This is a genomic window from Pseudomonas subflava, from assembly GCF_023823685.1.
Lineage (GTDB): Bacteria > Pseudomonadota > Gammaproteobacteria > Pseudomonadales > Pseudomonadaceae > Aquipseudomonas > Aquipseudomonas subflava.
The window spans coordinates 151,257-175,047 of record NZ_JAMXBF010000001.1; the positions used below are offsets into that span (position 1 = coordinate 151,257).

28 protein-coding genes and 1 pseudogene are annotated in these 23,791 nt (G+C 64.7%); 17 read left to right on the top strand and 12 right to left on the bottom strand.

What is annotated here, in order from left to right:
- Window positions 1-103 precede the first annotated feature (103 nt).
- The 3 genes from NF616_RS00725 to hda all read left to right on the top strand — a co-directional run bounded on the left by NF616_RS00725 (window position 104) and on the right by hda (window position 3,011).
- A complete protein-coding gene (locus NF616_RS00725) occupies window positions 104-1,129 on the top strand; it encodes a DUF2066 domain-containing protein (RefSeq protein ID WP_252271110.1) in 1,026 nt (341 codons plus the stop codon).
- Between the two features lie 86 nt (window positions 1,130-1,215).
- Window positions 1,216-2,310, top strand: coding sequence for an AI-2E family transporter (locus NF616_RS00730; RefSeq protein WP_252271111.1), 1,095 nt, complete (start codon window positions 1,216-1,218; stop codon window positions 2,308-2,310).
- On the top strand, window positions 2,307-3,011 hold the full coding sequence (hda, locus tag NF616_RS00735) for a DnaA regulatory inactivator Hda (RefSeq protein WP_252271112.1): 705 nt from the start codon (window positions 2,307-2,309) through the stop codon (window positions 3,009-3,011). Before NF616_RS00730 ends, hda begins: the two co-directional genes overlap by 4 nt.
- A 15-nt stretch (window positions 3,012-3,026) precedes the next feature.
- Here hda and NF616_RS00740 read toward each other — a convergent pair whose 3' ends face one another.
- Genes NF616_RS00740 through arsC form a run of 3 tightly spaced genes read right to left on the bottom strand, consistent with a single transcriptional unit; the run spans window position 3,027 to window position 4,382 of the window.
- Window positions 3,027-3,434: a DUF2069 domain-containing protein gene (locus tag NF616_RS00740; RefSeq protein ID WP_252271113.1), complete on the bottom strand. Its 408-nt coding sequence runs from the start codon at window positions 3,432-3,434 to the stop codon at window positions 3,027-3,029.
- The gene (gene wrbA / locus NF616_RS00745; protein ID WP_252271114.1) at window positions 3,427-4,032 is read right to left on the bottom strand and encodes an NAD(P)H:quinone oxidoreductase; all 606 of its coding nucleotides are present in this window, start codon (window positions 4,030-4,032) and stop codon (window positions 3,427-3,429) included. Before wrbA ends, NF616_RS00740 begins: the two co-directional genes overlap by 8 nt.
- On the bottom strand, window positions 4,029-4,382 hold the full coding sequence (arsC, locus tag NF616_RS00750; protein WP_252271115.1) for an arsenate reductase (glutaredoxin): 354 nt from the start codon (window positions 4,380-4,382) through the stop codon (window positions 4,029-4,031). Before arsC ends, wrbA begins: the two co-directional genes overlap by 4 nt.
- 70 nt (window positions 4,383-4,452) lie before the next feature.
- Between arsC and NF616_RS00755 the strand changes: the two genes are divergently transcribed.
- Entirely contained in the window at window positions 4,453-5,670 is a 1,218-nt protein-coding gene (locus NF616_RS00755) for a YihY family inner membrane protein (RefSeq protein WP_252271116.1), read from the top strand.
- 179 nt (window positions 5,671-5,849) lie between these two features.
- The gene (locus tag NF616_RS00760; RefSeq protein WP_252271117.1) at window positions 5,850-6,041 is read left to right on the top strand and encodes a hypothetical protein; all 192 of its coding nucleotides are present in this window, start codon (window positions 5,850-5,852) and stop codon (window positions 6,039-6,041) included.
- Window positions 6,042-6,094: 53 nt separating this feature from the next.
- On the opposite strand, the gene NF616_RS00765 is transcribed toward NF616_RS00760, so the two are convergent.
- The gene (locus tag NF616_RS00765) at window positions 6,095-6,487 is read right to left on the bottom strand and encodes a hypothetical protein (protein WP_252271118.1); all 393 of its coding nucleotides are present in this window, start codon (window positions 6,485-6,487) and stop codon (window positions 6,095-6,097) included.
- Window positions 6,488-6,691: 204 nt separating this feature from the next.
- The gene (locus NF616_RS00770) at window positions 6,692-8,101 is read right to left on the bottom strand and encodes a PilZ domain-containing protein (protein WP_252271119.1); all 1,410 of its coding nucleotides are present in this window, start codon (window positions 8,099-8,101) and stop codon (window positions 6,692-6,694) included.
- A 30-nt stretch (window positions 8,102-8,131) separates the two neighbouring features.
- Here NF616_RS00770 and NF616_RS00775 point away from each other — a divergent pair, with 30 nt between their 5' ends.
- Together NF616_RS00775 and NF616_RS00780 are read left to right on the top strand one after the other, a co-directional pair.
- Window positions 8,132-8,599 carry a TlpA disulfide reductase family protein gene (locus NF616_RS00775; RefSeq protein ID WP_252271120.1) on the top strand — a complete coding sequence of 156 codons (468 nt, stop codon included), beginning with the start codon at window positions 8,132-8,134 and terminating at the stop codon, window positions 8,597-8,599.
- A gap of 5 nt (window positions 8,600-8,604) precedes the next feature.
- Window positions 8,605-8,877: an acylphosphatase gene (locus tag NF616_RS00780; protein WP_252271121.1), complete on the top strand. Its 273-nt coding sequence runs from the start codon at window positions 8,605-8,607 to the stop codon at window positions 8,875-8,877.
- Here NF616_RS00780 and NF616_RS00785 read toward each other — a convergent pair whose 3' ends face one another.
- Together NF616_RS00785 and NF616_RS00790 are read right to left on the bottom strand one after the other, a co-directional pair.
- The gene (locus NF616_RS00785; RefSeq protein WP_252271122.1) at window positions 8,878-9,828 is read right to left on the bottom strand and encodes a hypothetical protein; all 951 of its coding nucleotides are present in this window, start codon (window positions 9,826-9,828) and stop codon (window positions 8,878-8,880) included.
- 19 nt (window positions 9,829-9,847) lie between these two features.
- Complete coding sequence (locus NF616_RS00790) at window positions 9,848-11,563, bottom strand: proline--tRNA ligase (protein WP_252271123.1); 1,716 nt, start codon at window positions 11,561-11,563, stop codon at window positions 9,848-9,850.
- Window positions 11,564-11,664: 101 nt separating this feature from the next.
- On the opposite strand from NF616_RS00790, the gene NF616_RS00795 reads away from it, so the two are divergent.
- A complete protein-coding gene (locus NF616_RS00795) occupies window positions 11,665-12,072 on the top strand; it encodes a PaaI family thioesterase (protein WP_252271588.1) in 408 nt (135 codons plus the stop codon).
- Window positions 12,073-12,143: 71 nt separating this feature from the next.
- On the opposite strand, the gene NF616_RS00800 is transcribed toward NF616_RS00795, so the two are convergent.
- Window positions 12,144-13,427 (bottom strand): OprD family porin, encoded by a 1,284-nt coding sequence (locus tag NF616_RS00800; RefSeq protein WP_252271124.1) that lies wholly within the window; start codon window positions 13,425-13,427, stop codon window positions 12,144-12,146.
- A 694-nt stretch (window positions 13,428-14,121) separates the two neighbouring features.
- On the opposite strand from NF616_RS00800, the gene NF616_RS00805 reads away from it, so the two are divergent.
- Together NF616_RS00805 and NF616_RS00810 are read left to right on the top strand one after the other, a co-directional pair.
- Window positions 14,122-14,547, top strand: coding sequence for an HIT family protein (locus NF616_RS00805; protein ID WP_252271125.1), 426 nt, complete (start codon window positions 14,122-14,124; stop codon window positions 14,545-14,547).
- 5 nt (window positions 14,548-14,552) lie between these two features.
- Window positions 14,553-14,759 (top strand): SlyX family protein, encoded by a 207-nt coding sequence (locus tag NF616_RS00810; RefSeq protein ID WP_252271126.1) that lies wholly within the window; start codon window positions 14,553-14,555, stop codon window positions 14,757-14,759.
- A 48-nt stretch (window positions 14,760-14,807) separates the two neighbouring features.
- On the opposite strand, the gene NF616_RS00815 is transcribed toward NF616_RS00810, so the two are convergent.
- The 4 genes and pseudogenes from NF616_RS00815 to NF616_RS00825 form a co-directional block, all read right to left on the bottom strand.
- A complete protein-coding gene (locus NF616_RS00815; protein ID WP_252271589.1) occupies window positions 14,808-15,059 on the bottom strand; it encodes a cold-shock protein in 252 nt (83 codons plus the stop codon).
- Window positions 15,060-15,086: 27 nt separating this feature from the next.
- Window positions 15,087-15,410: pseudogene (locus NF616_RS21185) on the bottom strand (cold shock domain-containing protein membrane protein); the annotation flags it as partial.
- A gap of 129 nt (window positions 15,411-15,539) precedes the next feature.
- A complete protein-coding gene (locus NF616_RS00820) occupies window positions 15,540-16,607 on the bottom strand; it encodes a GGDEF domain-containing protein (RefSeq protein WP_252271127.1) in 1,068 nt (355 codons plus the stop codon).
- A 107-nt stretch (window positions 16,608-16,714) separates the two neighbouring features.
- Entirely contained in the window at window positions 16,715-17,185 is a 471-nt protein-coding gene (locus NF616_RS00825) for a Dps family protein (RefSeq protein WP_252271128.1), read from the bottom strand.
- Between the two features lie 418 nt (window positions 17,186-17,603).
- Between NF616_RS00825 and aspS the strand changes: the two genes are divergently transcribed.
- The 7 genes from aspS to tolQ all read left to right on the top strand — a co-directional run bounded on the left by aspS (window position 17,604) and on the right by tolQ (window position 23,788).
- Complete coding sequence (gene aspS / locus NF616_RS00830) at window positions 17,604-19,379, top strand: aspartate--tRNA ligase (protein WP_252271129.1); 1,776 nt, start codon at window positions 17,604-17,606, stop codon at window positions 19,377-19,379.
- A gap of 108 nt (window positions 19,380-19,487) precedes the next feature.
- Window positions 19,488-20,237 (top strand): YebC/PmpR family DNA-binding transcriptional regulator, encoded by a 750-nt coding sequence (locus NF616_RS00835; protein ID WP_252271130.1) that lies wholly within the window; start codon window positions 19,488-19,490, stop codon window positions 20,235-20,237.
- 138 nt (window positions 20,238-20,375) lie between these two features.
- The gene (ruvC, locus tag NF616_RS00840; RefSeq protein ID WP_252271131.1) at window positions 20,376-20,900 is read left to right on the top strand and encodes a crossover junction endodeoxyribonuclease RuvC; all 525 of its coding nucleotides are present in this window, start codon (window positions 20,376-20,378) and stop codon (window positions 20,898-20,900) included.
- Window positions 20,901-20,917: 17 nt separating this feature from the next.
- Window positions 20,918-21,523 carry a Holliday junction branch migration protein RuvA gene (gene ruvA / locus NF616_RS00845; protein ID WP_252271132.1) on the top strand — a complete coding sequence of 202 codons (606 nt, stop codon included), beginning with the start codon at window positions 20,918-20,920 and terminating at the stop codon, window positions 21,521-21,523.
- A gap of 3 nt (window positions 21,524-21,526) precedes the next feature.
- The gene (ruvB, locus tag NF616_RS00850; protein WP_252271133.1) at window positions 21,527-22,576 is read left to right on the top strand and encodes a Holliday junction branch migration DNA helicase RuvB; all 1,050 of its coding nucleotides are present in this window, start codon (window positions 21,527-21,529) and stop codon (window positions 22,574-22,576) included.
- Between the two features lie 53 nt (window positions 22,577-22,629).
- Entirely contained in the window at window positions 22,630-23,085 is a 456-nt protein-coding gene (gene ybgC / locus NF616_RS00855) for a tol-pal system-associated acyl-CoA thioesterase (RefSeq protein WP_252271134.1), read from the top strand.
- 31 nt (window positions 23,086-23,116) lie between these two features.
- Window positions 23,117-23,788: a protein TolQ gene (gene tolQ / locus NF616_RS00860; RefSeq protein WP_252271590.1), complete on the top strand. Its 672-nt coding sequence runs from the start codon at window positions 23,117-23,119 to the stop codon at window positions 23,786-23,788.
- The last annotated feature ends 3 nt before the right edge of the window (window positions 23,789-23,791 follow it).

The window sequence follows — 23,791 nt, forward strand, 5'->3', positions numbered from 1 at the left end:
CAGCGACCACCGGGCGCGACGGTTGCCGGGGGGCAGGCGGCTGTTTAAGGTATAGCCCTTCGCGTGCCGCGCCGGCACCTTCCCTTGAGCCGAGACCCTACCGATGCGCCTGTCCGCCCGCCTGCTTGCCCTTTGTCTTCCCTTGTTCAGCCTGCCGGTGCTGGGCGAGACGGTGGACGACCTCTATCAGGTGCGCGAGCCGGTCACCAGCCAGCAGCCGGAGGAGCGCGGCGCGGCCCTCAATCGCGCCCTGGAGACCCTGGTGTTGCGCCTGACCGGTGACGCCAAGGCGGTGCAGAGCCCGGCGCTGGAGGGCGTGCGCCAGGACCCGCAGCAGCTGGTCAGCCAGTACGTCTACGAGGGCGATAGCCTGGTGGCGGACTTCGATCCGCTGACCACCGAGAACAAGCTGCGCCAGGCCGGCCTGCCGATGTGGGGCGCCAATCGCCCGGCGATCCTGACCTGGTGGCTGAACAGCGGAGTCGAAGGCGCGACCCTGATCGGCGATGGCCAGGAGGCCGCCGCGCCGCTGCGTCAGGCCGCCCAGCACCGCGGCCTGCCGTTGCGTCTGCCCCTGGCCGACCTGCAGGAGCAACTGGTGGCCACGCCGGAGAACCTTGCCGCCAGCCAGCCGGATGCGCTGCAACCGGCCTCCGAGCGCTACGGTGCCGATGCCCTGCTGGCCGTGCAGGCCCGTGAAGAGGGCGGCCAGTGGCAGGCCGAATGGCGTCTGTGGCTCGGCGACTCCCGCGAGCAGGGCAAGGCCCAGGGCGCCGATCAGCAGGCCCTGGCCGACGCCGTGTTGCTGGCGGTCAGCGAGCGCCTGGCGCCGCGCTTTGTGGTCAAGCCCGGCGCGGCCGGCGCCCTGACCCTGGAAGTCCAGGGCGCCGACCTCGCCCGCTACGCCGAGCTGGAGCGTCTGCTCGAGCCGTTCGCCGCTCGCCTGCAGCGGGTCAAGGGCGATCAGCTGGTCTGGCAGGTCAATGCCAGCGCCGAGCAACTGCGCGCCCAGCTGGGCCTGGCCGGCCTGCAGGAAGTACCGGCCGACGCCGCGCCGCTGGATGCCGGTGCGGAGCCCCAAGCCACGCCCGCTCCGGCGCCAGCCAATGTCATGCGGTTCCGCTGGTAAGCCGGCGGTTCGTTGTTCAAGGACCGATGCGGTAGCCGCCCGATGCGTGGCTTGCCGATTTCATCACCAGAGGCGGAGTGCCTGAAATGACCGATTCGCGGCGCTGGATGTGGTTGGCCGGACTGTTTCTGTGCGGCTGGCTGATCTACCTGCTCACCCCCATTCTGTCGCCCTTCCTGGTGGCGATGCTGCTCGCCTACATGGGCGACCCGCTGGTGGACCGCCTGGAGCGGCGCGGCATGTCGCGCACCTGGGGCGTGGTGATCGTCTTCAGCCTGTTCAGCCTGGTGTTGCTAGTCATGCTGCTGGTGCTGATCCCCATGCTCGGCCGCCAGCTGGTGCGGCTCTACGAGCTGGCGCCGCAGGGTCTGGACTGGGCCCAGCACCAGGCGCTGCCGTGGGTGCAGGCGCAGTTCGGTCTGGCCGACGGTTTCTGGCGCTTCGATCAGGTCAAGCAGGCGTTGTCCGGCCATCTCGGCAAGACCACCGACATCGTCGGCGGTCTGCTGGCCCAGGCAACCGCCTCCAGCCTGGCGCTGCTGGCCTGGCTGGGCAACCTGCTGTTGATCCCCGTGGTGGCCTTCTACCTGCTGCGCGACTGGGACCTGATGATGGCCAAGCTGCGCAACCTGCTGCCGCGCGCACGCGAAGGCATAGTGGTGCGGCTGGTCGGCGAATGCCACGAGGTGCTCGGCGCCTTCATGCGTGGCCAGTTGCTGGTGATGCTGGCCCTGGCCGCCATCTACTCGATCGGCCTCATGGTGGTCGGCCTCGAGCTGGGCCTGCTGATCGGCCTGCTCGCCGGTCTGGCCAGCATCGTGCCCTACATGGGCTTCATCGTCGGTTTCGGCGCCGCCGTGGTGGCCGCGCTGTTCCAGTACGGCGGCTTCGAGCTCTATCCGCTGATCGGCATCGTCGTCGTGTTCAGCATCGGCCAACTGCTGGAGGGCATGGTGCTGACCCCCATGCTGGTGGGCGATCGCATCGGCCTGCACCCGGTGGCCGTGATCTTCGCCATCCTCGCCGGCGGCCAGCTGTTTGGCTTCACCGGTGTGCTTTTGGCCCTGCCAGTGGCGGCAGTGATCATGGTTCTGCTGCGTCATGCCCATGATTTCTATAAACTTTCCGCCCTTTACGGAGAGTCTCCCGGCGATTCGCAAGAACCGCCGGCCAGTGCATGAAACCTGTTCAGCTGCCCCTCGGCATCCGTCTGCGTGACGATGCCACCTTCGCCAACTACTACCCCGGCGCCAACGCCGCGGCGCTCGGCTATGTCGAGCGCCTGTGCGAGGCAGACGCCGGCTGGACCGAGAGTCTGATCTACCTGTGGGGCGGCGAGGGCGTGGGGCGCAGCCATTTGCTGCAGGCGGCCTGCCTGCGCTTCGAGCAGCGCGGCGAGCCAGCGGTGTATCTGCCGTTGTCGGAAGTGGTGGAACACGGCCCGGAGTTGCTCGACGGCCTGGAGCAGTGCGAACTGGTCTGCCTGGACGAACTGGACGCCGTGGCCGGCCGCTCGGACTGGGAGGAGGCGCTGTTTCATCTGTTCAATCGCCTGCGCGATGCCGGCCGCAAGCTGCTGCTGGCCGCCACCGTGTCGCCACGCGAGCTGCCTGTACAGCTCCCGGACCTGCAATCGCGTCTGACCCTGGCTCTGGTGTTCCAGCTCCACGCGTTGTCCGACGAAGACAAGCTGCGCGCCCTGCAGCTACGCGCCTCGCGCCGCGGCCTGCACCTGACCGACGAGGTCGGCCGCTTCATCCTCACCCGCGGCGAGCGTAGCATGAGCGCGCTGTTCGAACTGCTCGAACGTCTCGACCAGGCCTCGCTACAGGCCCAGCGCAAGCTGACCATTCCCTTCCTCAAGGAAACCCTGGGCTGGTAGAGCCCAAGGGGCGCCTCACTCGCCCGCCAGCTTGCGGTCGTACTGGAAGCGCCAGCGCACGTAGAGTAGGGCGCTGCAGAACAGACTCAGACTGATCACCGTCTCCAGGGCGCCGAACAGGGCGCGCGCGGGGTCGATGGCGGCCAGCACGCCTTGGATGAAGTAGATGTTCACCACGAAGCACGCCCAGGCGTGGGCGCGGGCGTTGCCCAGCAGCAGGCCGGGTGCGAGCAGCAACAGCGGCAGCAGCTGGATGCTCAGCACCACCCAGGTGCGTGCGCCGTGCAGGTCGGCGAACAGCAGATTCCACACCAGCAGCAGGGCGAGCAGTGCGAAGAAACTGAACAGCGCCAGCGCGCGGCTGAGCTTCATGCGTGGCGCCAGCCACTCGAGGCTGGGCAGGGGCTTGGGCGTTCTAGCCACGGGGTGTCTCCAGTTTCGCGGCGGTGGCCGCCAGGCGCTGGCCGAGGGCGCGGCACAGGGCGATTTCGTGTTCGTCGAGCTTGCGTTTACCGTCCGCGCCGGCGTGGTGGCTGGGACCGTAGGGGGTGCCGCCGCCGCGGGTGTCGAGCAAGGCGCCTTCGCTGTAGGGCAGGCCGCAGACCAGCATGCCGTGGTGCAGCAGCGGCAGCAGCATGGACAGTAGGGTGCTCTCCTGGCCGCCGTGCAGGCTGGAGGTGGAGGTGAACACGCCCGCCGGTTTGCCGACCAGCTCGCCGGTCAGCCACAGGCTGCTGGTGCCATCGATGAAGTATTTGAGCGGGGCGGCCATGTTGCCGAAGCGGGTCGGACTGCCCAGCGCCAGGCCAGCGCAGTTGCGCAGGTCGTCCAGCTCGGCATAGAGCGCGCCGTCTTCGGGAATCGCCGAGGCGGTCGCCTCGCAGTCGCTGGACACCGGTGGCACGGTGCGCAGGCGCGCCTCCAGGCCTGCCATCTCGACGCCGCGGGCGATCTGCCGGGCCATCTCGGCGGTGGCGCCGTGGCGGCTGTAGTAGAGCACCAGGATATAGGGCGCACTCATGCCAGCAGCTCCAGCACTTTTTCCGGCGGACGGCCGATCACGGCGCGGTCGCCGGCGACGAGGATGGGGCGCTCGATCAGCTTGGGGTGGGCGACCATGGCGGCGATCAGTCGCTCGTCGCCGAGGCTGGTGTCGGCCAGGTTGAGCGCCTTGTACTCGTCCTCGCCGGTGCGCAGCAGATCGCGCGGGCCGATGCCGAGCTTGGCCAGCAGCGCGCGCAACTCTTCCGCGCTCGGCGGGGTCTCCAGATAACGCACCACGGTCGGAGTCAGGCCGCGCGCTTCGAGCAGCTCCAGCGCGCCGCGGGACTTGGAACAGCGCGGGTTGTGATAGAGAGTGAGGTCGGTCATGGCAGTGCCCATTGGCGATTGAGGGCGCTATTCTAGCCGGCTAGAAGGCATAACGGGCTAAGGAGTAGGCATGCGACAGCGGCTGGTGGACTGGTTGGAGTTCTGGCGCTTCGTGTGGCATCGCTTTCTCGTCGATCGCGCCATCAACAGCGCCGCCGCGCTGACCTACACCACGCTGTTCGCCGTGGTGCCGGTGATGACCGTGACCTTCGCCATCCTCTCGGCGGTGCCGGCCTTCCAGGGCACCGGCGAGCAGATCCAGTACTTCATCTTTCACAACTTCGTGCCGTCGTCGGGTGAAATGGTGCAGGAGTACCTGCGCGAGTTCACCGCCCAGGCGCGCCAGCTGACCTGGGCGGGCGTGGTGCTGCTGGCGATCACCGCGTTCTTCATGCTGCTGACCATCGAGAAGGCTTTCAACGCCATCTGGCGGGTGCGCCAGCCGCGCCGCGGGATCTCCAGCTTCCTGCTGTACTGGGCCATCCTCAGCCTCGGCCCGTTGCTGCTTGGTGCGGGTTTCGCGGTGACCACCTACATCACCTCGCTGATGCTGCTGTCGGGGCCCGAGTCGTTGGCGGGAGTGCAGACGCTGCTGCGCTTCGCGCCGCTGCTGTTCAGCACCGCGGCCTTCACCCTGATCTATTCGGCGGTGCCCAATACCCGCGTGCCGCTGCGTCACGCGCTAGCCGGCGGCCTGTTCACCTCGGCGCTGGTAGAGGTCGCCAAGAACGTCTTCGGGCTGTTCGTCAGCTGGTTTCCCGGCTACCAGCTGATCTACGGCGCGTTCGCCACGGTGCCGCTGTTCCTGCTGTGGATCTACCTGTCCTGGCTGATCGTGCTGTTCGGCGCGGAGCTGGTGTGCAATCTCTCTTCGTCGCGCAGCTGGCGGCGCCGGGCACTGCCGCGTCTGCTGGTGCTGCTCGGTGTGCTGGAGGTGTTTCACGAGCGTCAACAGCGCGGGCGTTCGGTGCGCCATCGCGACGTGCAGCGCCAGGGCTGGTCGATGCCGGAGGATGAATGGGCCGAGCTGGTCGAATTCCTCGAGCAGGAACAGCTGATCTGCCGGACCAGCGAGGGCGCCTGGGTGCTCTGCCGCGACTTGGAGCACTACAGCCTGCAGCGCCTGATCGCCCACAATCCCTGGCCGTTGCCGCGGCTCAACCAGTTGCCGGAGCGGCTGGACGCGGCCTGGTATCCAGCGCTGCGCCAGGCCTTGGAGCAGATGCACATGGAGCAAGAGGCGCTGTTTGGCGGAAGCCTGGCGCATTGGCTCAAGGCCCGGGAATAGGGCTTGTCAGAAGTGACGAAAAAAGTCAGTTTAAGGCGAGGCGCAGCTGGCTGAACGGCTGCGGGCGCGCTCAGGCGCGACAAACTACCGGCCCGGGAAGGCTGGCACGCTTCTGGCAATTACCCAGCAACATGCTGGCAGACTGCTAGCGGCCTGAATGACTCAGGGAAGTCGAGTGGATGAGCAGTAGCAAGAACAAGATAGTGCCGTTGCAACCGCGGGATTCCGAGGAGGCGCTGGAACGCCTCAACCGCATCACCGGCCTGCGTTTCTCCCGCTGGCCGGAATCGTTGGCCTCCCTGGCCCGACAGGCCGCCGAAGAGAGCGAACCATCCAAGCCCAGCAGCGTGGTGCGCTTCGGCGTGTTCTGACCCCCAAAACAAAACCCCCGCCGAAGCGGGGGCCGGGAAACGGGGGTGACGACTCAGGCCATGGCCTGGCGCGACGCGCTGTCCAGCAGCTCCACAGCCTGGACGAACAATTCCTCGACGATCAGCGTCTGCGCCGGTACCGCCGAGCGCAGGCGAATCTGCATGTCCTCGATCTTGGTCTTCATCGGCAGACGGGCGATGCCGGAGAGCATCACCTTGTTGTGCACGTTGACCTTGCCGTGGTCGACCGCCACGTCGCGGACCTGGCTGCCGTCACGGTAGCGCACCATCAGCGATACCGGCAGATTCGCCAGCCCCGGCAGATGCAGCCAGACCGCCACGTTGAACTCGCCGACACGCCCTTCGTAGGGCGTCACGCTCAGGCGAGCGCTGTTGACGATGCTGGCAGGAACTGGACCGATCAGCTTGTCGTTGGCTTGGGACATGAAGGCTCCGGCAGAACTCATTGGTATAGGAATGGGCGGATTATAGGCGGGGGCTTTGGCCGGAAACTGTGCACTGAGGCTTCGGCCGGCGAGACCTGTGTCGCAGAACCCGGCTGAATGTTCAGGGGCTTTTCGGTGTCTGGCGCGGCGGGGTTGAACCGGCTTCTTGCCCGACAGACATCCCTCGAAGCGCCTCGGCAGCCATTAGGCCAGGCGCAGCGGGTGGCGGATCACCGAGGGCGTACTGAGGTTGGCTGCCGGCAGTGGCAGCACGGCCTGGTTGTTGACGTTGGCCAGTTGCAGCCAGAGGTTTTCGCCCTCCACGAACTGGCCGCACGGCAGCCACAGGCCGTGGTGCCAACCCGCACCCGGTTCGGGCGTGCTCTGCAGCACGCCGGGGTGGGTCTGTGCGCTGGGCGCCCGGCGCAGCCATACGGCGCGCGGCAGGCCCTTGAGATAGCGCAGCCCGAGATGCAGTCCTTCACGGTTGAGATGACGCCAGCGCACCAGGGCCAGGGTCGGAGTGCCGCTGTGGGTCAGCACCAGGACCAGTTGGCCGACCGGCAGCTGCTGGGCGAACTCGACCTGGCAGATCAGGCGAGCGCCGCCGGGGCTGGCGTCGAGCATCTGAGCCGAGCTGTTCGGCGGCCGCTTCTCCAGCAACTGGGCATGTACCGCCAGCAACCCGATCACCAGGCTGCAGTCGGCGCTGAAGTCGGCGCGCGGATGGCGGCGTTGCTGGCGACCCAGCCAATGCGGACGCACCCGCTCCAGCAACTCGCGTTGATGGCTGCCCTGCAGCGGCGCCGGTTCGTGGAGCGCGACCAGCAGGGCGCCCAGCTCCAGGCGCCGCAGGTATTCGATCTCGCCCTGAGGTTCGGCATCGTAAGGCAGGCAGGGCTGCGACTGGCGCAGGTCGATCAGCGGGCCTTCGCCTTCCTCGTCTTCGTCCCAGGGCAGCAGGCGAGCCAGTTCGGCCAGCGGCGTGAGCGCGCCGAACAGCAGCTCGCATTCGCCCTCGGCCAGATGAAACGGGTTGCTGAGGGCGAGCATCAGGGTCTGTTGGTAAAGGCCACGCAGGGAATTGGCCGGGGCCGGCTGAAAGGAAGCGGCGACATGCTCGTCGAGACAGCCCTGGTGCTCGCCGATCCAGTACAGCAGGTGACTGTCGCTCCATAGCGAGGCGGGCGGCTCCTGATACAGCTGATAGTGGCGCATCAGGCTCTGGGCCAGGAAATGCTCGGCCATGTACAGGCACCAGGCCAGGTGCGGGCGCGATGGCTGGCGACCCTGCAGAATCTGCAGCAGCAGGCGCTTGAAGCCGGCGGCCAATTCTTCACACAGCTGCACGAACAGACTCGAAGGTGCAATGCCGCTGCGCCGCGCGGTGCAGTAGTGGCGGTATTCCTCGCAGAAGCTTTGCAGGGCGCGCTGCCTTTCCAGTAAGGTCATGGCGCTGCGGTTGAGGCGGAACAGCAGGTCCAGCGCCTGTGACAGGCCGTCATCACCCGGCTGGCGACGGGCGTCCGCGAGCCTGGCGTTGAGGTCGGCCAGCGGCGTGGCATCCTCTTCAAGGATGTCCGGCACTTCGAGGCGCAGGGCATCCAGCGTCATACCAACCCTGCGGGTACGAGGAGCGATTGCATGGGAAGACCACTCCGGATGGTGATGGGGCTCTGCGCCGGTCTTCTGCTGGCCGGCTGCGCCGACGACTGGGGCGTCGATCAGCATGGACGAAAGGTAACGGCTGAGCAGCTGGAAGGCCAGTGGTTGGTGATCAATTACTGGGCCGAGTGGTGCAAGCCGTGCCGCACCGAAATTCCCCAGCTCAACCGGCTGGAGGCGGAGTTGCAGGGCAAGGGCACGCGGGTGATCGGGGTGAATTTCGATGCCCTGCAGGGCGAGAAGCTCGGCAAGGCCGCGGACGCCTTCGACATCCGCTTCACCGTGCTGGCGCAGGATCCGGCTCCGCGCCTGGACCTGCCGCGCAACGACGTGTTGCCGGTGACCTACATCATCGACGCCAATGGCAGACTGCGCGAGCGCCTCGTCGGCGAGCAGACCGCCGCCGGCCTGCAGGCACGACTGGCCCATTGGCAGGCTGAGGAGTAACGCAGATGCAGATCTGTTTACACGGGTTCGTCAGTGGCAAGGTTCAAGGTGTGAGCTTTCGCCAGCACACACTGGAAGAGGCGGAGCGCCTCGATTTGAACGGATGGGTGCGCAACCTCGCCGATGGCCGCGTCGAGGTGCTGGTCGAGGGCGAAGAGGCCGCCGTTCGCGAATTGGCGGCCTGGCTGGAGCATGGGCCGGCTCAGGCTCGAGTGGACTCGCTGGAACTCGAGCCGCAGCCGATGCAGGGCGTCGCCGGCTTCATCATCCGACGCTGATCAGTCCTCGCCGGGGTCGGCGGCCAGGCGGCCGGCATCCTTCATCAGCGATTCGAGGAACGCTTCCTGTAGCTCCGGATCGTTGCGGGTCAGTTCGATCAGGCTCTGCTCCAGCTCGCTGGCTTCCTCTTCCAGCCCAAGGTCGGACAGGCGCTTGACCCGGTAGACCCACTGACTGACATCGTCGTCTTCGAGGTCGTCATAGATCAGCGCATGCGCCTCGCCCAGCTTGCCACGCAGATCGCGGCTGACCAGCAGGGTGGCCTCGGCTCGGGTGCCGTCCTGCGGATCTTCCACGCTCAATAACAGGGTGCCGACCTTGCTGGCATCGTGGTCGGCGAACGGGCCGTCGAGCAGATTGAGGCGCAGCACGCCACCGCGGTCGGTGGTCAGCTCGTGGTTTTCCCCGCCGGCCTTGACCTGCACCGGGCGTTCGGCCCAGGGCAGGCTCGAGTACTCCATGCGCTTGTCGTGCTGTTTCTCGTTGATGGCCGCCAGGTTTTGTTGGGAGCGGCCATTGGATTCCACGTTCATCGCCGGGTTGAGCCCGGCGACGCCATAGCTGATCCAGTCTTTGGTAACGCTGTCCGGGAGGCGACCGAGCAGTACCACATTGAGCACGTTCGCGCCGATACCGGCCACTACCGCTACCGCGCCCAGCGGCGCTTCGTAAAGCTCGCGCCAGGGCTGGTAGGGGGTGTAGCGATCATAGTGGCGGGTGACCTCGAACTCGGTGACTTCGAAGGTCTTCTGCTCGTGGATGCGCACGCGCCGTTGCGGCAGCTCCAGTACCCGTGGCTCGCCCACGTCGATCTGCAGGCTGTGGTCGAGCAGGCGGCGCTCGAAGCGCTCCTCGTGCTCGCTGCGTTGCGGCAGATGGTTGGCACAGCCGACCAGCAGGAAGGCGCCGAGCAGGGCGGCGCCGGTGCGAAGGGTATGACGCTGGAACATTCAGGCTTCTGGCTCGGGTTCAGCGGGCGATGCGCGAGGCGAGGAAGCTCGGCAGGTCGGCGGCAGCCACCTGCTGAGCGTCGCTGTCACGGCGGTTCTTGTATTCGAAAGTGCCGTCGGCCAGGCCGCGCTCGCCGACCACAAGGCGGTGCGGGATGCCGATCAGCTCCATGTCGGCGAACTTCACGCCGGGGCTGGTCTTTTTGTCGCGGTCGTCCAGCAGCACCTCGTAGCCGGCGGCGGTCAGCTCGGCGTAGAGCTTGTCGGTGGCTGCGCGCACGGCCTCGTTCTCGTATTTCATCGGCACGATAGCGATCTGGAACGGCGCCAGGGCGTCGGTCCAGAGAATGCCGCGCTCGTCGTAGTTCTGCTCGATGGCGGCAGCCACGACGCGGGAGACGCCGATGCCGTAGCAGCCCATGGTCAGGGTGACCGGCTTGCCGCTTTCGCCCAGCACCTTGCAACCCATGGCTTCGCTGTACTTGGTGCCGAGCTGGAAGATGTGGCCCACTTCGATGCCGCGTTTGATCACCAGGGTACCTTGGCCGTCCGGGCTGGGGTCGCCAGCCACCACGTTGCGCAGGTCGGCGATGGCCGGCAGCGGCAGGTCGCGTTCCCAGTTGAGGCCGAAATAGTGCTTGTCGTCGACGTTGGCGCCGGCGCCGAAGTCGCTCATCAGTGCCACGCTGCGGTCGATCACGCAGGGGATCGGCAGGTTCAGCGGGCCGAGGGACCCCGGGCCCGCACCGATGGCGGCGCGGATCTCGGCCTCGGAGGCGAATGCCAGCGGGCTGGCGACCAGCTCGTGATTGGCGGCCTTGATCTCGTTCAGCTCGTGGTCGCCGCGGACGATCAGGGCGATCAGCTTGCCTTCTTCGGCCGCGTGCACGACCAGGGTCTTGACGGTCTTCTCGATGGCCAGGCCGAACTGGGCAACCAATTCGTCGATGGTCTTGGCATTCGGCGTGTCGACCAGGCGCAGCTCTTCGCAGGCGGCGTCTCGCGCGGTCTCGCGCGGAATGGCTTCGGCCTTCTCGATGTTGGCGGCGTAGTCGGAGCTGTCGCTGAAGGCAATGTCGTCTTCACCGGACTCGGCCAATACATGGAATTCGTGGGAGCCGGTGCCGCCGATGGAACCGGTGTCGGCCTGCACCGGGCGGAAGTTCAGGCCCAGGCGGGTGAATACATTGCAGTAGGCCTGGTGCATGCGGTCGTAGGTTTCCTGCAGCGAGGCCTGGTCCAGGTGGAAGGAGTAGGCGTCCTTCATGATGAACTCGCGGCCACGCATCAGGCCGAAGCGCGGGCGGATCTCGTCGCGGAATTTGGTCTGGATCTGGAACATGTTGATCGGCAGCTGCTTGTAGCTGTTCAGCTCGTTGCGGGCCAGATCGGTAATGACTTCCTCGTGGGTCGGGCCGAGGCAGAAGGCGCGGTCATGGCGGTCCTTGATGCGCAGCAGCTCTGGACCGTATTGCTCCCAGCGTCCCGATTCCTGCCACAGCTCGGCCGGCTGCACGGCCGGCATCAGTACTTCCAGTGCCCCGGCGGCGACCATCTCCTGGCGTACCACGGCCTCGGCCTTGCGCAGTACACGCAAGCCCATGGGCATCCAGGTGTACATGCCGGAGGCCAGCTTGCGGATCATGCCGGCGCGCAGCATCAGCTGGTGGCTGATCACTACGGCATCGGAGGGGGTTTCCTTGAGGGTCGAGAGCAGGTACTGACTGGTACGCATGTTTGGCCGTTATGTCGGTTGCGAGGGCAAATAATGACTCGGCATTGTACGGTGCCAGCCATGTGGCGTACAGGATAGAGCGGGAGTTGAACATGGCGGAACTGACCGCTGAACAGGTGCAGGCGCTGATTCGCGCGGGCGTGCCGATGGCGGAGGATATCGACCTGCGCATCGACCGCCTCGAGGCCGATCTGGCGGTGGCCCGGGTGCCCTTTCACTCCAAGCTGGTGCGGCCGGGTGGAACCCTGTCGGGGCCGACCATCATGTCGCTGGCCGATGCGGCCATGTATGCGGTTGTGTTGGGCAGGCTGGGGCGAGTCGAGATGGCGGTGACGGCCAACCTCAATATCAACTTTCTGGCCCGGCCGAAACCGGTGGACCTGATCGCTGAGGCACGCATCCTTCGTTTATCGAAGCGCCAGGCCGTGTGCGAGGTCCAGCTCTATTCGCAAGGCGAGGAGGGCGAGCTGGTGGCGCATGTCACCGGGACCTATGCGCTGCCGCTCTGAGTCGGAAGGGTGGATAAAAAAGAACCCGGCCTAGGCCGGGTTCTTTTACGCTGAGTGCAGGTCGCTAGGACTTACAGCACGTCCAGCGGGTAGTCAACAATCACGCGGAAGTCATTGTTGTCTGCACCGTTGTAGGCGTTGTAGGCATCGTTGGCGCGCCAGATGGCGTGGCGAACTCGGAACGACAGGTCTTTAGCAGCGCCTTCTTGAATGACGTACTTGGTCTCGAAGTTCCACTCGTGCTCTTTGCCTTCCTCCTCGAAGCCGTCAACCTTGGCGTTGTCGCCAGTAACGTAGCGGGTCATGAAGCTCAAGCCCGGGACGCCATAGGAAGCCATGTCGAGGTCGTAGCGAACCTGCCAGGAACGTTCGTCTTCGCCGTAGAAGTCCGAGTATTGAACGGAGTTGTTCAGCCATACGGTGCCATTGCCATCAACACCGTAGTCATAGCCGTGGTCGCCAGAGGAACGCTGATAGGCCAGTGTGAACTTGTGGGCGCCAATGCTGTAGGCGGTTGCCAAGCTCCAAATGGTGTTGTCGTCGAACTCGCCGTTGGAGTACTCGTCTTCGTAATCGGTTTTGTAGATGTTGAAGTCGAAGTTCAGGGCCTGCTCTTCAGCCAGCGGCAGGGTGTAGTTCAGGTTGCCGTAGTACTTTTTCCAGTAGTCTTCGACGTCGGAAGCGTGAACGGAGCCGCTGAAGTTTTCAGTGAACGCATAGCTGGCGCCAACGATATCAGCAGTTTCGATGCCGAAGGTGTCGCGGTCGGTGGAGGCCTGGCTGCTCAGGGCGGTAAAGCGACCGGCGCTCAGCTCCAGACCTTCGATTTCGTTGCTGACCAGGTAGGTACCAGTAGCGACTTCCGGCAGGATGCGGCTGTCGTCGGTGGAGAATACCGGGCTGCCGACGAACTGATTACCGTACTTCAGGACGGTGTCAGAGATACGGAATTTAACAGCGCCGCCCACTTCGGTCTGGGTGTCATCGCCGCGACCGTCACTGGTCTGGTCAAATAGGCCGTTGCCGAATTTACCACGGCCGCTGTCGAGCTTGATGCTGGAAAGGGAATGAGCATCAACACCAACACCGACGGTACCTTGGGTGAAACCGGATTCGAACAGCAGGCGAATGCCCAGGCCGGTCTCTTCGCGATAGCCGGCCGGGTTGGCCGAGGTGCTGTTGCCGTTGGCGGCACCATTTTTGAAATCGCGGTTCATGTACAGAACGCGGTTGAAGATGTCGAAGCTGCTGTCTTCAACAAAGCCCTTGGACTCGGACTGTGCGCTGGCGAAAGCCAGTTGGGTGGTACCGGCGGTCACGGCCAGAGCCAGTGCGCTCCACTTCATCACTTGCATTGTGATTGCTCCTTTGGTTTAGAAGATTTGTGCTGCCCATTGTTGTGTTGTGGGCAACTCTTTCTTTTTGTGTCGGCGCTAACTTATAGCACGGGGCCTTAAGTTGGCGACAGATATCATTGATTCCCTACGGGTTATTTACGTGCACGTCGCAAAAATGCATGTTCGGTGTCGCAATCCTGTAGGTTGTCGCCGGTCAGTTCCCCGTTGTAGTCCATTTTCCGAAAAACCTTGCAATCCAACTATTTAGGGGCTTGCAGGACGAATTTCGGTGTGCTGGCGTCGACGGTATATCTGGCAAAGCAACTTTCGTGCACAAATGCTGTCCGCTTCGGCAGTCTGCTCAATTTTTCTTGGCCAGACCGGCGTGTCGCTGAATTCGCGATTGCGGCACGGCGGGTACATGGCATGCGCGAGCCCGGGATGCGCGGCGGCGCGTTACCGGTGCTGCGGCTGGCGGTGGAATTTACCCGTCGGTAACGCTTTTTCCTGTGAGGTTGTTCAATTTGTGGGCGTTGGGGCGCGCGGCGCGGCTCTTTTTGGTGCGTCTCCAGGACTTGGCGTCATCACTCCGTTGCGGTCGTCTAAGGGGTCGCCCGGATGGCTGATGCGCGTGATTGGGTGAAGCGTTTGGGTGCAGTAGGCGCATCCCGTCGTTATGCTGCCGGCCGGTGCCCATTCGTAGGAGACGATGATGTTCAGCCTTGACCCACGCTTGCAGCAGGACTGCATCGTATTGGGAGATTTTCCGCTCTGCCGCTTGCTGCTGATGAACGACGCCAACTATCCCTGGTTCATTCTGGTGCCGCGTCGTGAAGCCATCAGTGAGCTGTTCCAGCTGGATGAGTCCGATCAGCAGCAACTATGGCGGGAAACTACGCGCCTGGCGGAATGGCTCAAGGGTGCGTTCGCCGCGGACAAGATGAATGTCGCTACCCTGGGTAACGTCGTGAGCCAGCTGCACATGCATGTCATCGCGCGTGCGCAGCAGGATCCGGCCTGGCCGGGGCCGGTCTGGGGCAGGCATCCTGCTCGGCCCTATATAGAGGAAGAGATCGCTGCCATTCGTGCGCGACTGCGCCCGGTGCTGACGGGCGACTTCCGGTTCGTCGAGGAATGAGGGTGATGGATATGGAATCTCGCATCATCGAGCTGGAAAGTCGGCTGGCCTTTCAGGATGACACCATTGCCGCGCTAAACGACGTGGTGGTCGAGCAGCAGCGGGCGATCGAGCGCTTGCAGTTGCAGGTTGCGGTGCTGGCTCGTCGGCAGGAGGAAATGGCGGGGCAGTTCGGTATTGCCGAGGACGAAGCGCCGCCGCCGCATTATTGATATCCATAAAAAAGCCCGCATCAGCGGGCTTTTTTAATCGCGATGGAATCAGCGGGGCAGAGCGATGATCACGTCTTCGGCCTGCAGGCCTTTGTCACGCTGCATTACCGAGAACTCTACGCGCTGGCCTTCCACCAGGACGCGATGGCCCTCGCCGCGGATGGCGCGGAAGTGCACGAAGATGTCGTCGCCGCTGTCTCGCGAGATGAAGCCGAAGCCCTTGGACGTATTGAACCACTTGACGGTACCGGTCTCGCGGCTGTCGTCGTTGTCGCGGCGAACGGCAGGGGCGCTCGGAATGCGCTTGCCGAGATTGATGGCCAGGTGCAGCGCGGCGGCGATCAGTAATGTGGCGAGGCTCAAGGCGACGGCCGGCTGGCTGCCAATCTGCGCCAGCGGCGCGAGCAGGATTAGCGCCTGCAGGACGCTGGCGAAGACCAGCAGAGCGGAGACCAGGGCTTGCAGCTGGCTGCGAACGCCCTCGTGGCGAACCGGCAGCAGCGGGGCGATCAGCAGATTGAGCAGGCCGAACAGGGCCAGGTAGATGGCATCGGGTTGCTGCAGATAAGGCATGGCCTCGCTGCGCAGGGTGGGTGCGAAGGACAGCAGCAGAGCGCCGCCGCCTGTGATCAGGTGAACGATCTTCAACATGTCAGGGACTCACTTGTTCGAGAAAGGCTGTCAATGAGCGGGCTGCCCGATGATTGGGCTCGGCTCCGCCTATGCCGCAACAATGCGACACCGGGCGCTATTTAACAGCAAAGGGGATGTCTACTCAAATCAAGCGGTTAGCGCGGTTTCCGGCGCAGGCGGGTGAATCTGGTTGCGGCCGTTGCGTTTGGCCTGATAAAGCGCATCGTCGGCGCGGGTGACCAGGCTGTCGAAGGTGTCGCCGGGCTTGGCCAGGGCCAGGCCGAACGACGCGGTGATGGTGTCCAGCACCTTGTCGGTGCTGCGCACCTTCACGCGCAGGGCCTGGATCTTCTGGCGAAGCCGTTCGGCGAATTCGCCGGCGGTCTCCAGATCGAAACAGTCGTGCAGGATCACGCAGAACTCCTCGCCGCCATACCGGGCGGCGACGCCGCGGGCGGGAAGCAGTTCGCGAAGCAACTGTCCAACATGCTGAAGTACGCGATCACCCAGCGGATGGCCGTATTGGTCGTTGAACTGCTTGAAGTGGTCGATATCCAGCATCACCAGGGCCAAGCCTTTGGTGTCACCGGCGAGTGCCTGCTCGAGAAGGCGGGTGAAAGCGTGGCGATTGAACACGTGGGTCAGGCTGTCCAGGGTGGCCGCAGCCTGGGCGCGTTCGAGCTGGCTGCGCAGATTCTGGATCTCGGACTGCGCCGAGCGCAGGCGGTAGAGAAATTTCTCCTGTTGCTCCTGCATCTGCTGAGTGCTCAGCTGCAGGTCGTTGAGCACGCTGGGCAGGTCGTCGACGATCGGTTCCTGCAGAGCGGCGAGGCCGTGCGACAGACTGGCCTGGTAGTGCTGGCTGCCGGTCACGCTGCGTTGCACGTCGCCCTCGATGTCGTCCACCAGCTCGATCACCTGCTGCTGGCCCGCGCGCGCCTCGTCGAGCTCGCCGCGAATGATGTAGTCGCGGAACAGTTTGGTGGCGCTTTCGGGCGGGAAGCTGGAGAAATCGCTGACGATCTTGTCAAGGCGGCGGTTCAGCTCGGGCTCGGTGCCTTTGCAGTAGCTGTACCAGAGTGCGTAATGCACCGGGTTCGGCGGAATATCGTGGCGCACCATGTGTGGCACCGCCTGCTTGAGCAGATCAGCGGCCTCACGCGTCTCTTCGGGGTAGAGATCGAGAAGGGAAGGGGCTTTCGGCGGCTGGCTCATGCGTGTCACTAGGCGGGAGAAATTTTGCAAAGGATAGATTAGCGGCAGGGGCTTCGCCTAGTAAAAGGCCCGGACTAGCCGGGCCTCGTGTCGTCGAGCTGCTGCCGTCAGGCGGCGAGCAGGCTGCGCAGCATCCACGCGGTCTTCTCGTGCACCTGCATGCGCTGGGTCAGCAGGTCGGCGGTCGGCTCGTCGGAAACCTTGTCCAGCAGCGGGAAGATGCCGCGAGCGGTGCGCACAACGGCTTCCTGGCCCTGGACCAGCAGCTTGATCATCTCGTCCGCGGAAGGCACGCCTTCCTCTTCCTTGATCGAGGACAGGCGGGCATAGGCGGCATAGGTGCCGGGTGCCGGGAAGCCCAGGGCGCGGATGCGCTCGGCGATGGCATCGACGGCCAGGGCCAGCTCGGTGTACTGCGCCTCGAACATCAGGTGCAGGGTGTTAAACATCGGACCGGTCACGTTCCAGTGGAAGTTGTGGGTCTTCAGATACAGGGTGTAGGTGTCCGCCAGCAGGCGCGACAATCCTTCGGCGATGGCGGCGCGATCCTGTTCGGCGATGCCGATGTTGATTTCCATACCTCGTACTCCTCTTCGGGCTCTCAGGTGGCCGGGGTAGACGCTTCCCCGCGATGGCTTCGAGCCTATCACAGTGCATGCGCCGCTCCCGCCCGATCTCTCTTAATGGAAGCGATGCTTGGAGGCTATTGCGGGTTCGCCGGTTCCGTCTATCACCGATGTGCCATTTTCGAGTGCGACGCGGGCTGTCATAGCGCGCAGGTGTGTGCCGGCAGGGTGCGCCACGAATGCGCAAAGGCCGGCTGCGTCTGGGCGATTAACTCGATATAATCCCGCCCTTGTCCGCGGGCAACGGCCTTGGCGTCAGTCGCCATCGGCCCTTTCCCGCCCCGCTGGAAAATGCCCGCTCTCCGCAGCGGGGCGAGCCCGGGCCGGCCGGGTGCGAATTCAAGACTGATCTAGAGAAGCGAACACGACCATGATGCGCAGCCACTATTGCGGCCAGTTGAACGAGAGCCTGGACGGCCAGGAAATCACCCTTTGCGGCTGGGTACACCGCCGTCGCGACCATGGTGGCGTGATCTTCCTCGACATCCGCGACCGTGAAGGCCTGGCCCAGGTGGTGTTCGACCCGGATCGCGCCGAGACCTTCGCCAAGGCCGACCGCGTCCGCAGCGAGTACGTGGTGAAGATCACCGGCAAGGTGCGCCTGCGCCCCGAGGGTGCGCGCAACGCCAACATGGCGTCCGGTGCCATCGAGGTACTGGGCTACGAGCTGCAGGTGCTCAACGAGGCGGAAACCCCGCCGTTCCCGCTCAACGAATACACCGACGTCGGCGAAGAAACCCGTCTGCGTTACCGCTTCATCGACCTGCGCCGCCCGGAAATGGCCGAGAAGCTGAAGCTGCGTTCGCGCATCACCAGCAGCATCCGCCGCTACCTCGACGAAAACGGCTTCCTCGACGTCGAAACCCCGATCCTGACCCGCGCCACCCCGGAAGGCGCGCGCGACTATCTGGTGCCGAGCCGCACCCATGCCGGCAGCTTCTTCGCCCTGCCGCAGTCGCCGCAGCTGTTCAAGCAGCTGCTGATGGTCGCCGGCTTCGACCGCTACTACCAGATCGCGAAGTGCTTCCGGGACGAAGACCTGCGTGCCGATCGTCAGCCGGAATTCACCCAGATCGACATCGAGACCAGCTTCCTCGACGAAGACGACATCATGGGCATCACCGAGACCATGATCCGCAACCTGTTCAAGGAAGTGCTGGATCTGGAGTTCGGCGATCTGCCGCACATGACTCTGGCCGAAGCGATGCGTCGCTTCGGTTCCGACAAGCCGGACCTGCGTATTCCGCTGGAGCTGGTGGACGTCGCCGATCAGCTCAAGGACGTCGAGTTCAAGGTGTTCTCCGGCCCGGCCAACGATGCCAAGGGCCGCGTCGCCGCCCTGCGCGTGCCGGGCGCCGCCTCCATGCCGCGCAGCCAGATCGACGACTACACCAAGTTCGTCGGCAACTACGGCGCCAAGGGCCTGGCCTACATCAAAGTCAACGAGCGCGCCAAGGGCGTCGAAGGCCTGCAGTCGCCGATCGTCAAATTCATTCCGGAAGACAACCTCAAGGTCATCCTCGATCGCGTCGGCGCCGTCGATGGCGACATCGTGTTCTTCGGCGCCGACCGCGCCAAGGTGGTCTGCGATGCCCTGGGCGCGCTGCGCATCAAGGTCGGCCACGATCTGAACCTGCTCACCTGCGAGTGGGCGCCGCTGTGGGTCGTCGATTTCCCGATGTTCGAAGAGAACGACGATGGCAGCCTGACCGCCATGCACCACCCGTTCACTTCGCCCAAGTGCAGCCCGGAAGAGCTCAAGGCCAACCCGGCCGCGGCGCTGTCCCGTGCCTATGACATGGTGCTCAACGGCACCGAACTGGGTGGCGGCTCCATTCGTATCCACGACAAGAAGATGCAGCAGGCCGTGTTCGAGGTTCTCGGCATCAGCGAGGCGGAGCAGGAAGAGAAGTTCGGCTTCCTCCTCGACGCACTGAAGTTCGGTGCGCCGCCCCACGGTGGCCTGGCCTTCGGCCTGGACCGCCTGGTGATGCTGATGACCGGCGCCAGCTCGATTCGCGAAGTGATCGCCTTCCCGAAGACCCAGAGCGCCGCCGACGTGATGACCCAGGCGCCCGGCGTGGTCGACGCCAAGGCCCTGCGCGAGCTGCATATCCGCCTGCGCGAACAGCCCAAGGCTGAGTAAGTCGAAACAAGAAGCCTGGATTTCCAGGCTTCTTCGTTATGGGGTGGGCGGAGAGACTCGAACTCTCACACCTCTGCAATCTCAAGTGCTAAAGAAACGGAGTGAGTTATGGCCGGTCATTCCAAATGGGCCAACATCAAGCACCGCAAGGGGCGCCAGGACGCCAAGCGCGGCAAGATCTTCACCAAGCTGATTCGTGAGCTGACCGTGGCCGCCAAGCATGGCGGCGGCGTGCCGGCGGACAATCCCCGCCTGCGCCTGGCGGTGGACAAGGCGCTGACCGCCAACATGTCGCGTGACGTGATCGACCGCGCCATCGCCCGCGGCGCCGGCAACACCGAAGCCGACAACATGATCGAGCTGAGCTACGAGGGCTACGCGCCGAGCGGCGTGGCGATCATCATTGAGGCCATGACCGACAACCGCAACCGCACCGCCGCCGACGTGCGCCACGCCTTCACCAAGTGCGGCGGCAACCTGGGTACCGATGGTTCGGTGGCCTACATGTTCGAGCGCAAGGGGCAGATCAGCTTCGCTCCGGGCGTCGATGAAGATGCGTTGATGGAGGCCGCCCTGGAGGCCGGCGCCGATGATGTAGAGATGGGCGAGGATGGCTCGGCCATGGTCTCGACCAGCTTCGCCGACTTCCTCGCGGTCAACGAGGCGCTGACCGCGGCCGGCTTCAAGGGCGAGGAGGCCGAAGTGGCGATGATTCCCTCGACCATGGCGCCGATTGCCGACCTGGAGACCGCCAAGAAGGTGCTCAAGCTGATCGACATGCTCGAAGACCTGGACGACGTGCAGAACGTCTACCACAACGCGGAAATTCCCGACGAGATCATGGAGCAGCTCGACTGATCCCTGCTCGTAGGCAGAAAAGCCGGAAGTCGCCTCGCGCGCTTCCGGCTTTTTTATAGGCGCGGCGCTCCGTATACTCGCGGCTGGATAAATAGACAGTGTGCCGGCCCTCGGGTTGGCGTTGGAGCAAGCGGCGGCATGACCCTGATTCTTGGCATCGACCCCGGCTCGCGCATCACCGGCTACGGCGTGGTGCGCGACACCGGGCGCGGCTGCGAGTATGTCGCCTCCGGCTGCATCCGCACCGGCGACGGCGACCTGGCCAGCCGGTTGCAGGTGGTGTTTCGCGGAGTCAGCGAGGTGATCCGTCAGCATGGGCCGGTCACCATGGGCATCGAGCAGGTGTTCATGGCCAAGAATGCCGATTCGGCGCTCAAGCTCGGCCAGGCCCGCGGTGCCGCCATCGTCGCCAGCATCGAGGCCGGGCTGGACGTCAACGAGTACACCGCCAGCCAGGTCAAGCAGGCCATCGCCGGCACCGGTGGCGCCGACAAGCAACAGGTGCAGATGATGGTGATGCACCTGCTCAAGCTGGTGCAGAAGCCGCAGATCGATGCCTCCGATGCCCTGGCCATCGCCCTCTGTCACGCCCATCACCGGCAGAGCCTGATTCCCCATAACCTGCTCGGTGCCAAGCGCCGCAGCGGGCGCCTGCGCCTGTAAACAGAAGGAAGCGAATTGTGATCGGACGCCTCAAGGGCACCCTGGCGGAGAAGCAGCCGCCGCACATGATCCTCGACGTCAATGGCGTCGGCTACGAAGTGGAAGTGCCGATGACTACGCTCTATCGGCTGCCCGCCGTAGGGCAGCCGGTCACCCTGCACACCCACCTGGTGGTACGAGAAGATGCGCATCTGCTCTATGGCTTCGCCGAGAAGCGCGAGCGCGAGCTGTTCCGCGAGCTGATCCGCCTCAACGGCGTCGGCCCCAAGCTGGCTCTGGCGCTGATGTCCGGCCTGGAAGTGGACGAGCTGGTGCGCTGCGTGCAGGCCCAGGACACCTCGACCCTGGTGAAAATCCCTGGCGTCGGCAAGAAGACCGCCGAGCGCCTGCTGGTGGAACTCAAGGATCGCTTAAAGGCCTGGGAGACCATGCCGTCCATCGCGCCGCTGGTGGTGGAACCCCGCGCCGGCGTGGCAGTCTCAAGCGCGGAGAGCGACGCCGTGAGCGCGCTGATCTCGCTCGGCTTCAAGCCGCAGGAGGCCAGCAAGGCCGTGGCGGCCGTACAGGAAGAAGGGCTGTCCAGCGAAGAGCTGATCCGCCGTGCCCTGAAAGGAATGGTGTAAGAAGTGATAGACGCCGACCGCCTGATCACCGCCAGCAGTCGCGACCGCGACGAGCAGCTGGACCGCGCGATTCGCCCGCTGGCGCTGTCCGACTACATCGGCCAGCCGGTGGTGCGCGAGCAGATGGAACTGTTCATTCAGGCCGCCAAGAACCGCCAGGAAGCCCTCGACCACACGCTGATCTTCGGCCCGCCCGGCCTGGGCAAAACCACTCTGGCGAACATCATTGCCCAGGAGATGGGCGTGTCGATCAAGAGCACCTCCGGCCCGGTGCTGGAGCGCCCCGGTGACCTGGCGGCGTTGCTGACCAATCTGGAACCGGGCGATGTCCTGTTCGTCGACGAGATCCATCGGCTCTCGCCGGTGGTGGAAGAGGTGCTCTACCCGGCCATGGAGGACTTCCAGCTCGACATCATGATCGGCGAGGGCCCGGCCGCACGTTCGATCAAGCTCGACCTGCCGCCGTTCACCCTGGTTGGCGCCACCACCCGCGCCGGCATGCTGACCAACCCGTTGCGTGACCGCTTCGGTATCGTCCAGCGCCTGGAGTTCTATTCCAGCGAGGATCTGGCCACCATCGTCGGTCGCTCGGCCGGCATTCTCGGTCTGGCCATCGAGCCCGAGGGCGCCTTCGAGATCGCCCGTCGCGCCCGCGGTACGCCGCGTATCGCCAACCGCCTGCTGCGTCGAGTGCGCGACTTCGCCGAGGTGCGCGCCGGGGGGCAGATCAGCCGCGGCATCGCCGACCAGGCGCTGAACATGCTGGACGTCGACGAACGTGGCTTCGACCATCAGGACCGGCGGCTATTGCTGGCCATGATCGACAAGTTCGACGGCGGCCCGGTGGGTATCGACAACCTTGCCGCGGCCATCGGCGAGGAACGTGGAACCATCGAGGACGTGCTGGAGCCTTATCTGATCCAGCAGGGCTACATCATGCGCACGCCGCGGGGCAGGGTGGTCACCCGCCATGCCTATCTGCATTTCGGGCTGAATCTGCCCAAACGCCTGAACGAGCCGCCGGTGGCGGATCTTTTCGACGGCAACGAATAGATGAAAAACAGCGCCTCGCCCGGATTGGCAAGGTCAGGAGTAAGCACTAGAGTATGCGCGCGCCAAACGAGGCCCAGCCTTTCGCCTTCCCATGTCGGGTGTACTACGAGGACACCGACGCCGGCGGCATCGTCTACTACGTCAACTACCTCAAGTTCATGGAGCGTGCTCGTACCGAATGCCTGCGCAGCCTGGGTTTCGCCCAGTCGCAGCTGGCGGACGAGAACACTCTGTTCGTCGTGCATTCCGCCGAAGCGCGCTACCACGCGCCGGCCCGGTTGGACGACGAACTTTTCGTTACCGCCGAGGTGGTGGAGTTGAACCGAGCCAGCCTGCGCTTTCGTCAACAGGTACGGCGGGCATCGGATGAGGCACTGCTCTGCGAAGGGCGGTTCGTGGTGGCCTGTGTGCGGGCCGACAATTTGAAACCCCGTGCCATCCCCGAAGCGCTGCGCGCAGCCTTCGCCGCGGGCATGGGTCTAGTCACAGCAGGACCGGTAGGAGAGTAGCGTGGAAGCAACAGCCAACGCCGTTGACCATATGTCGATGTGGAGCCTGATCAGCAACGCCAGCCTGGTGGTGCAACTGGTCATGCTGACCCTGGTGGCCGCATCGGTCACCTCCTGGATCATGATCTTCCAGCGCAGCACCATGCTGCGAGCGGCGAAGAAGTCCCTGGAGGTGTTCGAGGAGCGCTTCTGGTCCGGCATCGACCTGTCCAAGCTGTATCGCCAGGCGGGCAGCAACCCGGACCCGGATTGCGGCGTCGAGCAGATCTTCCGCGCCGGCTTCAAGGAATTCTCCCGCCTGCGCCAGCAGCCGGGCGTCGACCCGGATGCGGTGATGGACGGCGTGGCTCGTGCCATGCGCGTGGCCATCTCCCGCGAGGAAGAGAAGCTCGAGCAGAGCCTGCCGTTCCTCGCCACCGTCGGCTCCACCAGCCCCTACATCGGCCTGTTCGGCACCGTGTGGGGCATCATGAACTCCTTCCGCGGTCTCGCCCAGGTGCAGCAGGCGACGCTGGCTACCGTGGCTCCGGGCATCGCCGAGGCGCTGATCGCCACCGCCATCGGCCTGTTCGCCGCGATTCCGGCGGTGATCGCCTACAACCGCTTCTCCGCCCGTGGCGAGATGCTGATCGGCCGTTACTACACCTTCGCCGACGAGTTCCAGGCCATCCTGCACCGCAAGGTCCACACCTCGGACGAGTGAGGC